Below are 10,382 nucleotides of genomic sequence, written 5' to 3' on the forward strand. Positions count from 1 at the left end.
CCCCGGCCGGCCTGAAGGCTCCCTGGCACAACCGCCGATCAAGGAGAGACCGCTGTGCCGTTTCCGCCCGTACTCCGCCGCACCATTCCCGCCGTCGCGCTCGCCGCGACCGCCGCGCTCGCCGTGGGTGCGGCCCCGTCCGCGTTCGCCCAGACCCCGGCGGCATCCGGTGGTCCTGGTCGTGAGGCATGCAATGCCGGATCGTTCGACCGCATTGAGTCGGTCAACACCGGAGACGGAGTGAACCTCCGCACCGGGCCGGGCACCGGCTACTCCTCCCGCGGCCTGGTGTACAACGGCACCACCATTTACGTCGGGTGCTTCTCCAGCGGGGGCTTCGCCTACGTTCAGGTGCGCTCCGGTGCACACGATGGCCAGTACGGCTGGATCGCGAACGACTACATCACCGGGCTGTTCAACCTCGACTGAGGCGGCCGCTGTTCCGCTTGAGGGCCGTGGTCCCGGACAAGGAGTCCGGGGGCCACGGCCCTCGGCTTGCCCGCAGGCCAGCAGAGGCCCCGTCAGCTCCCGGGCCTGTTTGTCAGTCGCCGGGCAGTCTGTGTGAGTGGTTGAGGATTAGGAAAACCCGGTGAGAATGATCATGGTCTAGTGCCCGCAGGCCGTGCCGTGGAGCGTCTCGGCCGCGCTGAGCGCCGCCAGGACCTGACGCTCGCCGTCCTCCCGCTCCAGGAGGCCAGCCGCCACCGCTTCGGCCAGCCAGGCCGCGTGCCCGAGCGCGACCGCAACGGCGTACCAGAGGTTGCCGCGGGCCGTTGCGCGGTCGCCGTACCCCTCCCGCATCCACTGGTAGGCGGCCCGCAGCGCGGCGGCCACGTCCCCGCCGTGCCTGTCCAGGTTTTGGGTGGTCAGCGGACCGATCCAGGTGTCGAGGTGCGACTGCACCACCTGCAGGTAGGCCCGGTGGTCGGTCATCGTCCCGCAGCGCCCGCCCGGCTCCCGCCTCGCGTGCTGGCCCGGCCAGTGCCCGGCGATCCACCGGTGGCGCGCGCATACCTCCACCCGGTACTGCAGGGCCCGCTCCTTCGTGCGGCTGTGGCCCTCGACCATGTGCGTGGCGGGCGCGGCGCAGGCGGTGAGCTGGCGCAGTACAGGCATCGGAACGTCCCCTCCGTTACGGCATCGGCCCATCGAGCCTGGCCGCTCAACAAGGCGCTGTCGGCTCCGCAGGCGCACACCGGACGTGACGGCCGACACATGCCGGGCGCCATGGCAGCGCGCCCACGCCCGTCCGCAACATGACGGCGCCGCGTGTCGGCGCGCCCTTGGTCCCGTGCCACGCGTCCCGCAGCGCATCCGCAGCCCCTTTGGTCCCGCCCGGCGGAACGTTCCCGCCGCGCCCCACTGCCTGCTGCGGTGCCGCCGCACAGTGAGGTTGATCAACGGAACGGCAGAGGGAGCATCTATGGGCACGTCGCGGTGGCGTGGGCTCGTGAACTCCGGCCCGCGACGGCCGCGGGCCTTCACGCAGGACACGGCGCAGGTCCTCGCGGTCGACAAGAAGACCAAGCAGCTGCGCTACCTGCCGGCCGGTGAGGGCAACGGCGAGATGGAGCCGGGGGTGACCTGGCGCCGCCACGTCGCCCAAGGGCTGTTGCTGTGCCCGGCGTCCGACTGCGGCCTTCCGTTCGGCCGGGTCGTTGCCGCGGGAGCGCGGCGCCACCACTTTGCCCACCGCCCCGGGGAGGGCGAGCACGACGACGTGACGGGCCCGGAGACGCTATGGCACCTGAGCGCGAAGGACGTCCTGTGCCGGTGGGCAGCAACCCACCCGGACCTGGAGGACTGGACCCTGCACCTCGACGACACCCCCATCACCCTGCCGGACGGATGGCGGCGCCCCGACGTGCTCGCCGTCTCTCCCGACGGGGGCAAGGTGGCCTTCGAGGCTCAGTACTCCGCGCTCACCGGCACCGACTGGAAAGCCCGCCATGATTTCTACGCCAAGGCCGGCGTGGTCGACATCTGGCTGTTCGCCCACCACGGCCCGCAGTGGCGGCCCGCCACCACCAGACAGCTCCGCCGCACGGAGCTCGTCTGGCGCGATCCCGACTGGGCCGCAACCATCCAGCTCAGCGGCCTGCACCAGACGATGCTGCAGCACGGCGTGATCCCGCTGTGGCTCGACCCGACCACACAGACGATCGGCACCGCCACGACCCGCGTCCACCCCGCGAACACGTCAGCGGGCGAACGCCTGTGGGAGGACGCTGCCTACACCCTGCCACCCCGCCGCGCCTTCCCTGCCTGCCACATCGCTGCCGATCCGCTGGAGCAGTGCGACGTGGACCTCGCTGCCCGTGAACTGCTCACTCCAGCCCGGCGCGTGCACCACGAGGAACGAGACCGGCTCCAGGCGGACGAGCAGGCTGAACAGGAGCGCGCGGCCCGGGTCCGGGCCCAACTGCGCGCCCAGCAGGAGGAGCGGACCCGGCGCCGACGCGCGGCCGAGCAGGAGAAGCGCCGTGCGATCGCGGCACGGGCTGCTGAGGAACAGGCAGAGCGGGAAAAGCGCGAGCAAGAGGAACTTCGGCGGAAGGAGGAAGAACGCGCCGCTGCCGAAGCCCGGCAGAAGATGCCGCTGGCCCAGCAGTTTCCGCCGGTGTTCGAGCAGGAACCGCCATCGCCCTCGAAGCCGCCGTGGTGGAAGCCTTGGCAGCGCAGAGCATGACCGCGCCCGCCGGTCCCGGTGGACGCGATGCCCCGCACCGCACCGGGCGTGACCTGAACAATAAGCTCGGCCTTGTCGCCGAGCCGCGACGGGGGAGGACAGACATGACCAGTGCGAGGGCCCACTGGCGCGAGGACGCGGCCTGCCGCACCGCCGACCCGGAAGAGTTGTTCGCGGACTTTACCCGGCAGAACCGGGCCAAGGCCGTCTGTACGGGCTGCCCGGTGCGCACCGAGTGCCTGGTGGAGGCCCTCGATAACCGGGTCGAATGGGGCGTGTGGGGAGGTATGACCGAACGGGAACGCAGAGCCCTGCTGCGCCGCAAGCCCCACGTCGCCTCGTGGGAGAGGGTCCTGATCGACGGCCTCGCCCCTCAGCCGACGCCGCGCGCGAGGGGCTGAAGGGGCCGGAACCTCGGCAAGCCCTTGAACAGGCGGACGGAGGGCGGGCAGGGCTCAAGGGGCCGTGTTCGCCCCCAAAGGTGAGGTCAGAACAAGATGCCGTCGGGCGGCGGCTCCGACTGCGGGGCAGGAGCAGGGGCTGCCTCCTTGGGCGGGGCGGGACGGCGGCCCCGGGCGCGGCGGTGAGCCGGCCGTGCACCCCCGCGCGGACGGTAGGCGGATCCACGGCCTCGTGGGGTGTGGCGTCCTGGTACTGGCCTCCGGGCTCGCCGCGGTCGTTGTCCTTGACGTAGAAGACGCGCCGCCGGTACCGGCGTGAGGGCTCGGTGGGTTCCGCGCTTTCCTCGAGCTCGGCGTAGCCGATGATGCGGTCGGCGCATGACGCCGCTCGGCTTCCCGGTCTTGTTTGGGGTCTTCTCCCACACCCAGCGGACGTAGTCGTACTTCTCCTCGGTCTCCTCCTTGCCCTCGAACCAGACGATGTTGACCTCGGTCCGGGCGTGCCCGGTGGGAGACAACCGGCACGATCTCCGGCACTCCGCAGGCCCGCCCACGCCGGGCAGACGAGCCGGGACCCGCCGCCCGTCCGGCCCGGACGAAGATCCCGTCGGGCGGGACCGGTGGGCCGGACACCGCCGCAGCCCCTGGGAAGCAGTCCGGCATCAGCCGCTCGGCGCCGCAGGGAGCTGATTGCCTCGGGACGGTCCGGCACCACGGCCGGGCCCCGCCGGCTCAGGAGGACCCGGATGAAGTCGACGCGCGGGCGCCTGGCCCATCACCGACAGCTGCAACGACAGCGAGTGCACCGTCGTGAGCGCCGCCGGCGGCCGCCACAACATCGCCGAGAAGCGCTCCTACCGGCTACGGGTCTGCGTGATCAAGGCCGGGCAGCGCCCCTCGTACTGCAAGACCTCCGCCACCTTCTACGCCAGCGCCGAGCCGCGACCGGGCCCACCGGTCCGTCACGGACGCCCCACGACCACGGCCAGGAGCAGTCCGCCGCATACCAGCCTTCCCCGCGGCGCCTCCCGCGCGTGTGCCCCCGTGCGGCCGCTGGCATGGTACTGACTGCTGTCCTCGGAGCATCGCTCACGGCCTGCGGCTCACTCTCCAGCGGTGTCCGCACCGCGCCCGCCGAGACCGCCAGCGTCTCGGCGACGCCCGAGGCGCCGGCCGTCGCGGTGCCGGGCACCGGCATCATCCCCGTGCCCAACGGCCCGGCCGCGTCCCCGGGCAGTGAGCTGCCCCAAGACATCGCCAAGGCCGCCGCGGACTTCACCGCTGCCTGGGCCTCCCACGACGCCCGGCCGGGCCAGGACAAGGACTTCACCGACGCGGGCCGACGCGCCTCGCAGTACACCTCTGAGGACCTCGGCGCCTCCTTGAGTATGGCCAGGCCCTCCACCATGACCCAGTGGCGGCAGTGGACCGAGGCCAAGGCCAGCGTCGTCGCCTCTGTCACCAAGGTCTCGGTGCCCGACGGGGCCCCGGCGCCCACGTCCACCCGCGCGCTCGCGCGGGTGCTCTACCGGGTCACCACCAGCCCGGCCAGCGGCAAGCCGACCACCACCGACACCCAGGTCGCTCTGCAACTCGAGCGCGGACACGACGGACGGTGGCGCGTGATCGCGCTGCCGTACGCCTGAGCGGCGGCCGCTCATGCAGAAGCTTGTCACGTACGGGGCGGCCGCGTTCGCCGTCGCCATGGTGCTGGTCTTCTCGCTGCTGATGATGCTCGCCGGGGCCGGCGGGGCCAGCGCTGGGAGCCGCAGGGGACCGGGAGGTGGGCTGTCGGGCAAGGCCCCGATCCCGCCGGAGATCCGGAAGCTGATCGAGGAGGCCGTCAAGGGCAAGTACGGCTGCCCCCAGGTCACTGCGTCTTTGCTGGCGGCGCAGCTGTACACGGAGAGCCATTGGGAGGACAAGCCGAGCCCGGTGGGTGCTCAGGGCATCGCCCAGTTCATGCCGGACACGTGGGCCGAGTGGGGCGTCGACGGTGACGGTGACGGAGTCAGGGACGTCCACAACCCGGCGGATGCCGTCCCTTCTGCCGTGCGCTACGACTGCGTCGTCGCGGATGAGGTCAAGAACGTCCCCGGCAACAAGGCCGAGAACATGCTCGCCGCCTACAACGCGGGCTCGGGCAGTGTGATCAAGGCCGGGGGTGTCCCGCCGATCGAGGAGACCCGCGGCTACGTCAAGGAAATCCGCGAGCTGGCCGAGAAGTGGGGCACCAAGGACGGCGGCCTGATCCCGGCGGGCGGGGACGGCTCGGCAGGAGCGGGGCGGGCAATCGCCGCGGCGATGACCGCGCTCGACACCTCGTACGTGTGGGGCGGCAGCTGCGAGTCGCCGTACTCCGGAGGCCGGGGCTGCGACTGCTCGTCCCTGATGCAGATGGCCTGGGGCGCGGCAGGCGTGAACCTCCCGAGGACCACGTACGACCAGGTGAACGTCGGCACGCCGGTCCAGTCCATCGGCCAGCTGGTCCCCGGCGACCTGCTGTTTAGCGTCGGCTCCGCGGCGGTGCCCGAGCATGTCGGGATGTACATCGGCAACGACCAGGTCATCGAAGCGCCGCGCACCGGCCTGGATGTGCGGATCAAGCCCATGAGCTGGTGGACGAACCAGATCGTCGCTATGCGCCACGTCGGCTGACCCCGCCTGTAGCTTCCGATTTCACTTGTCACTGTCCAGCCGGTTTGTCATCGGCTTGTCACCACCAGGGGCAAATCCCCAGGTCGCCTGTCCGAGAGATCTGTCAGCGGAGCCCCAAGGGCCCGTTCCAGCTGAAGAAACCGACAGATCGGCCGGACGAACCCGCTGACAACCCGTCTGGACACCAGACGGAAACCGCTGGTCACAGCGTCGGGCGCCGACAGATCAAGCCGGAACCTACACCGCCTGTAGCTTCCGATTAGAGCGCCCGAGGGGGGCCGTGGAGGACTTCGCGACCGACGACATCGCGGCCATGCGCGAGCAGGGGGACCTGCCCGCGTTCATGCGCCTGCAGATCCGCCGGGTGCGATCCCCCGTCAAGGTCGTGGCGCTGTGGCAGAGATTCTCGGGCCCCGCCGGGCACAAGCCCGGCGCATGGCCGTCGGCCGCGCCGCTGGGAGCGGACTACCAGCGGGCCCCCGGGGGGCCCGAACTGTGCGACTGCGCGCGGTGCCTGGCACTGGCCGCTCCGTGAGGGGACACCCCTGCCGGTGCCCGCGGTGCGGCACCGCGCACGCCCCCGCCGTCCTCCTCCTGGCGATGCTGCCGGGCGCCGTGTTCGTGCCCCTGCTCACTGCGGCCAGCCTGTCCGTCACCGCGCTCGCCCCGCCGGGCATGTCGACCGAGGCGGTCGGCTGGATGTCCAGCGCCATCCGTCTCGGCCAGGCCGGCGGCACGGCCCTGGCCGGACCGCTCAGCGGCCATTTCACCGTCCCGCTGATGGCCGCCGCCGGATGTGCGCTCCTGCTCTCGGCCCGAACCGCGCCTGCACCCGCGGCCGCCGCCACCGTGTGAGACGGACCGCCCCCTGCGTTCCCACCGGGGGCACCGACGAAAGTGCCGCGCAGCGTCCCAGGCCCTGTCCTCAAAAGATCTTGCCGAGACGGTGGCGATGTCGTGCATGATGCTTGCGTGGAACATCTCCCTGTCGACGTGCGCGCCTCGTTTCGGCTGTTCGCCTTCTACTTGGCGAACGGCACCCTCGACGTCGAGTTGCTCGATGGGTCGACTACCGCTCAGCCGTCTTCCACTCCGGCTCGTCGCTGGAGCAGGTCTTCGCAATCTACGGCAACGTGCTCCAAGTCGACGCAGACGGCATGGTGCTGAATGACGCGGACGCGCAGTACCGGGTCGCGCAGTGGATTCGGGCATGCTGCGACCCGAGCTTTCGGGTCGAGCCACCGTTCGAAGCCTGGGAGACCGAACTCCATCTTTGAGGACCAGGCGCTCGCCATCGGGACATCAGCCTGACGTTAACGTGTGCCCCTGAGCCTACGCGCCTGAGAACCTGTGGACATGTCGCATCCCGATGATTCAGAAGAGGCTCTTGCTGAGCTGCTCAGCCATGCTGTTGCGTCTCTCCGGCAGGGGAACCACCGTGTGGACATCGAGCTGCACGGCCCGCTCGCGGGGTGGCTGGAGGATGCCGAATCTGGGGACGATGAAGGCGTCATCAACCCCTGGGCCGTCGATGTGGCCCGCGTTGTGCTGGGACAACGGCCCATCGCCTGAACTCGCTGTTTCAGGTGGTACGTCTGGGCTTTGTGCCGGCCTTGTGGTGTGCAGGCCTGGGCGGCGTTGCATTGCTGCCCGGGCACCTGCGGCGCTCGGCCCGCCGGGCCGTTGCGGGTGCCCGGGCGGACCGCAGCGGACGTCAGACCTCCGCCGGAGCCTTCTCGACAGCCATCTCGGGACCCTGCTCGGCCTCGCGGTCCGCGGTGCCGTCCGCAGCGGGCGCCGCACCCGCGTCGGCGTATGCGGTGTACATCGCGCTTCCCTGCTGGTGCGACTTCTCGGCGAGGTTCTTCTTGATGAGGGTCTCCAGGGTGTTGCGCACCGTCTGGATGGTTGTCTTCCGGCTCGGGTGGTCCTGCGCGAGCTGGTCGGCGACCTCACGGGCCACGCACGGCTGCCCGGGGGCCTTGAGGAGGATGTCCAGGGCGAGCTGCCACAGCGGCGGACCCGACTTCTCCTCGGTCGCGCTCTTCCCTGCCGGCGTCTTTGGAGCGGCGGCCTCCGGTGCCGCCGCCTGCTCAGCTGCCGGCTTCTCCGCGGCGGTCTTCGCCGACGCCTTGGCCGTGGTCTTCTTCGCCGTCGCCCTGGCGGTGGTCTTCTTGGCCGCGGCCTTCTTCGTCGTGGTCTTCCTTTTGGCTGTCGCCTTCTTGGCGGGCTGCTCCGCCTTCACCGATCCACCCTGGCGCGGTGACGGAACGGTCTGGGGCGCCTTGGCAACGGTATCGGCCGGCGCGGAGGCCTCGGGCTCGCTCGGGGCCGGGGCCCCGGGCAGACTGCCCCGTGCCTGGGCCAACCAGATCTCCTCCACCTTGAGTTGCTCCAGGCGCTCCTGGAGACCGGCGATCTGCTCGGTGATGCTGCCCTGCTCCTCGCGGTTGGCTGCGAGGTCATCGGCGTACTGTTGCGCGTACTTGTTCTGAATGGGGGTCTTCTTCAAGGGCTCGTCGGCCACGGCAGCACTCCTCGTACCTGGTTGTTGCTGCCGGATGCTACTCACTGCGAGGGTCGGCAGTTGCTCTCCCGCGCGATCGCCACCCTTGCGGTGGGTGTGGAGGCCCTATCAGCCCGCTGGGACGGAAGACGCGCTGCCCCGGCCGATCAGACTCCTAGATCGCAGAGAGATCGCGGAGCGCCTCCAGCGCCGTGTTGGCCGCGTGCCGGGTCATATCGATCCGCAACGGGCCAACGCCGGTCGGCGGGGCGAGGTCGCAGTCCATGCGGACATGATTCCAAACAGGTCTGCCAACGAGTCACGAAGGGGGCGTATGGGGCGGCATGGTCGAGCGCGAGCGCAGAGCCCTGCTGCGCGGCAAGCCCCGCGTCGCCTCCTGGCGGAGGGTCCTGGTCGACGGTCCTGCCCCTCCTTCCTCGCCGCAGTGGCGGGGCTGAGCGGCCCTTTCTGAGGGCTCCACTCGGTCCTTGTCCCTGCCAGACGCGGACTGAACGCGCAGGTCAGAGGGGCCTCGTCGTGCGGGAAGGGGCTGAAGGGGCTAGAACCACGGCAATCCGCTGAACGGGCGAGCAGGGGAGTGGGAGGGGCTCAAGGGGCCGTGTTCGCCTCAAAGCGAGTCAGAACAGCATGCCTTCGGGGGGCAGGTCCGGCTGCGGGGCAGGAGCGGGGGCGGGGCCTTGGGCGGCGGCGGGACGGCGGCCTCGGGCGCGGTCGGTGAGCCGGCCGTGCACCCCCGCACGGACGGTACGCGGATCCACTGCCTCGTGGGGCGTTGCGCGGCGCCTGGCCGTCAGCCGCGCCGCTCGGCGCGGACTGCCGGCGGGCCCCGGGCGCTCCCGAACTCTGCGACTGCGCCCGGTGTCTGGCACTGGCCGCGCCCTGCGAGGGAGATCCCTGCCGGTGCCCGCGGTGCGGTGCCCCGCATGCCCCGGCGGCGTGACGAACGTGCGCACCACGAGACAGCGCGCAGGCCCTGGCGGAGCGCGGCCGCCGTACGGAGGGGCGGGCCGGCGCTACTCCAGCCCGGCGTAGGCGATGCTCAGGACCGTCAGGGTCCGGGTCTGGTCCCCGACCAGGAGCACCACCGCGAGATCACCCGAGAGCCACAGCCGCATCACCCCGTCGTCGGGCAGTTGCCTCGCCGGATACGACGTCCTTCCGGTCGACGAGCCGGGTAGGGACCCGGCAAGATCCCACCGCGCGGGAGCGACGCAAAGAACGCCGACTCAGCTGACGGAACACGGACCGGCACCCGCCGCGCGGCACCGGGCGGACCTGCTTGCCTCGGAACGGCCCGGCACCCGACCACGAGAACCGGGTCACCCGCCAGCTCAGGAGGGCCCGGATGAAGCCGACACCCATGCGCATGGCCCCTGCAGCCCTCCCCGCCATCGTGCTGGGCGCGCTGATGGTGTCCGGCACAGGCACCGCCGCAGCTGCGACCACCTGGTGGTACAGCGGAGGCCCGCACGGCAGCGGCGCCGCCGCGGCCATCGGCGAACAGGGCGTCCAGCTCACGGTGCGCGACGTCAACACGGACGGCTACCGCGCCCTGGCGGACGTCCAGACCGCCGCCGGCACGCACGTCTACCATGTGACGGACAGCTACAACGACAACAAGTGCAGCACCGTCAGCGCCGACGGCCGCCACAACCTCGCCGGGAAGCGCTCCTGCCGGCTACGGGCCTGCGTGATCAAGGCCGGGCGGCACCCCTCCTACTGCAAGGCCTCCGCCACCTTCCACAACGATCACTGACCACAGCAAGGGAGTGATCACGTGGACAGCAGCGTGCTGAAACACCCCCGGATCGCGGGCGTCGTCGAGACGCTCGTGGCCGCCGGGGGAGGATGCATCACCTACGACGTCGGCGGCGGTGGCCGGGAGACGCTCATCGCAGCCGGTGCGCGACTGGCGGCCGAGACGAATACCCCACTCACGATCGTGGAAGCCCGAGCCCTTCACTCCGAAGTCCGCGCCTTGGTAGGCGAGTTGCAGCCCGAGGTGCGCAGCGCGGTCATCTCAGCCGAAGAGGCAGCCCTGCAGCCGGCCGGAAGCATCGGCGGCGTCCTGGCCGTGCACGCCGACGTCCTGCGCGATGCGGACGTC

General features: G+C 71.0%; 12 protein-coding genes and 2 pseudogenes. 10 read left to right on the plus strand and 4 right to left on the minus strand.

Features of this window, described 5'->3' with window-relative positions:
• Positions 1 to 54 precede the first annotated feature (54 nt).
• Positions 55 to 429, plus strand: a complete 375-nt coding sequence (locus V7793_RS26090) for an SH3 domain-containing protein (protein ID WP_336010497.1) — start codon at positions 55 to 57, stop codon at positions 427 to 429.
• A 177-nt stretch (positions 430 to 606) separates the two neighbouring features.
• Here V7793_RS26090 and V7793_RS26095 read toward each other — a convergent pair whose 3' ends face one another.
• A complete protein-coding gene (locus V7793_RS26095; protein ID WP_336010498.1) occupies positions 607 to 1,116 on the minus strand; it encodes a hypothetical protein in 510 nt (169 codons plus the stop codon).
• 307 nt (positions 1,117 to 1,423) lie between these two features.
• Between V7793_RS26095 and V7793_RS26100 the strand changes: the two genes are divergently transcribed.
• Together V7793_RS26100 and V7793_RS26105 are read left to right on the plus strand one after the other, a co-directional pair.
• The gene (locus tag V7793_RS26100; protein WP_336010499.1) at positions 1,424 to 2,689 is read left to right on the plus strand and encodes a competence protein CoiA family protein; all 1,266 of its coding nucleotides are present in this window, start codon (positions 1,424 to 1,426) and stop codon (positions 2,687 to 2,689) included.
• A 104-nt stretch (positions 2,690 to 2,793) separates the two neighbouring features.
• Positions 2,794 to 3,090: a WhiB family transcriptional regulator gene (locus V7793_RS26105; RefSeq protein ID WP_336010501.1), complete on the plus strand. Its 297-nt coding sequence runs from the start codon at positions 2,794 to 2,796 to the stop codon at positions 3,088 to 3,090.
• Positions 3,091 to 3,280: 190 nt separating this feature from the next.
• Here the strand turns inward: V7793_RS26105 and V7793_RS38270 are convergent.
• Positions 3,281 to 3,805: pseudogene (locus V7793_RS38270) on the minus strand (DUF6009 family protein); the annotation flags it as partial.
• A gap of 343 nt (positions 3,806 to 4,148) precedes the next feature.
• On the opposite strand from V7793_RS38270, the gene V7793_RS26110 reads away from it, so the two are divergent.
• From V7793_RS26110 to V7793_RS38275, 5 genes are all read left to right on the plus strand, one after another.
• Complete coding sequence (locus V7793_RS26110; RefSeq protein WP_336010504.1) at positions 4,149 to 4,736, plus strand: hypothetical protein; 588 nt, start codon at positions 4,149 to 4,151, stop codon at positions 4,734 to 4,736.
• 13 nt (positions 4,737 to 4,749) lie between these two features.
• Positions 4,750 to 5,748: a C40 family peptidase gene (locus V7793_RS26115; protein ID WP_336010506.1), complete on the plus strand. Its 999-nt coding sequence runs from the start codon at positions 4,750 to 4,752 to the stop codon at positions 5,746 to 5,748.
• Positions 5,749 to 6,028: 280 nt separating this feature from the next.
• Positions 6,029 to 6,283, plus strand: coding sequence for a hypothetical protein (locus V7793_RS26120; RefSeq protein ID WP_336010508.1), 255 nt, complete (start codon positions 6,029 to 6,031; stop codon positions 6,281 to 6,283).
• Complete coding sequence (locus V7793_RS26125) at positions 6,280 to 6,603, plus strand: hypothetical protein (RefSeq protein ID WP_336010511.1); 324 nt, start codon at positions 6,280 to 6,282, stop codon at positions 6,601 to 6,603. Before V7793_RS26120 ends, V7793_RS26125 begins: the two co-directional genes overlap by 4 nt.
• A gap of 113 nt (positions 6,604 to 6,716) precedes the next feature.
• Complete coding sequence (locus V7793_RS38275) at positions 6,717 to 7,025, plus strand: DUF7677 family protein (protein WP_443057999.1); 309 nt, start codon at positions 6,717 to 6,719, stop codon at positions 7,023 to 7,025.
• Positions 7,026 to 7,122: 97 nt separating this feature from the next.
• Here the strand turns inward: V7793_RS38275 and V7793_RS26130 are convergent, their stop codons facing one another.
• Positions 7,123 to 7,305, minus strand: a complete 183-nt coding sequence (locus tag V7793_RS26130; protein WP_336010513.1) for a hypothetical protein — start codon at positions 7,303 to 7,305, stop codon at positions 7,123 to 7,125.
• A gap of 157 nt (positions 7,306 to 7,462) precedes the next feature.
• Positions 7,463 to 8,275: a hypothetical protein gene (locus V7793_RS26135; protein ID WP_336010515.1), complete on the minus strand. Its 813-nt coding sequence runs from the start codon at positions 8,273 to 8,275 to the stop codon at positions 7,463 to 7,465.
• A 1,345-nt stretch (positions 8,276 to 9,620) separates the two neighbouring features.
• Here V7793_RS26135 and V7793_RS26140 point away from each other — a divergent pair.
• Both V7793_RS26140 and V7793_RS26145 read left to right on the plus strand, forming a co-directional pair.
• Entirely contained in the window at positions 9,621 to 10,031 is a 411-nt protein-coding gene (locus V7793_RS26140) for a hypothetical protein (protein ID WP_336010519.1), read from the plus strand.
• 21 nt (positions 10,032 to 10,052) lie between these two features.
• A pseudogene (locus tag V7793_RS26145) lies at positions 10,053 to 10,382 on the plus strand (hypothetical protein); the annotation flags it as partial.

This window comes from Streptomyces sp. KLMMK (assembly GCF_036961605.1).
Lineage (GTDB): Bacteria > Actinomycetota > Actinomycetes > Streptomycetales > Streptomycetaceae > Streptomyces > Streptomyces telluris.